This is a genomic window from Neisseria sp. P0021.S007 (assembly GCF_051956855.1).
Window position 1 is genome coordinate 1 of sequence record NZ_JBQCXA010000918.1, and the last position, 567, is coordinate 567.

Here is a 567-nt window from a genome sequence, read left to right on the forward strand (position 1 = left end):
GTATGGATACGGTTTTGGCGGATGCGACGGGGCTGCCTGTCGGTATTGCCGACCAGCCTTTGAACTGTGTGGCTTATGGTGCAGGTAAAGCCCTAGATTATATCGGCAAATGGAATGCCGTTTTTGTGGATAACCCGTAAGGCAGGCTGAAATGGAACATTCTTCTTTACGGTTTGACGAGGCAAAGGGCCAAAAGCTGTTGCCTCGTTTTGTTGCGTATCTTTTATTGGGTGCCGGCATCATGGTGGCAGACGGCCGTTTCGATCTGATGCAGCCTGTGCGTACTGCGGCGGCGGAGATTCTTTATCCGGTGCAATGGTTGGCAAACCAGCCGGTCCGTCTCTATCAATATTTTTCCAACCAATCTCAATCGCAAATCGAGCTATTGGAGCAAAACCGTCTCCTTTTGGAGGAAAACGGTCGTCTGAAAATCCAGCTTCAACGCGACAAGGTCAACCTGAGCGAATTGCAGGAGCTGAAAAAGCTATACAGTTTGCAGCAAAAAGGTGTAAGTAATGTCATTGGTACGGAAGTGTTGTCCAGTGGCAAAGACCCATTGTCCGAGCG

At 49.6% G+C, this 567-nt stretch carries 1 protein-coding gene and 1 pseudogene; both read left to right on the forward strand.

The genetic code is table 11. The features are described from left to right. Positions 1-140 (forward strand): annotated as a pseudogene (locus ACTHUR_RS16710) (rod shape-determining protein); the annotation flags it as partial. An 11-nt stretch (positions 141-151) separates the two neighbouring features. Continuing rightward, positions 152-567 (forward strand): rod shape-determining protein MreC (gene mreC, locus ACTHUR_RS16715; protein ID WP_440399808.1); only part of this gene is annotated, 416 nt, incomplete at its 3' end.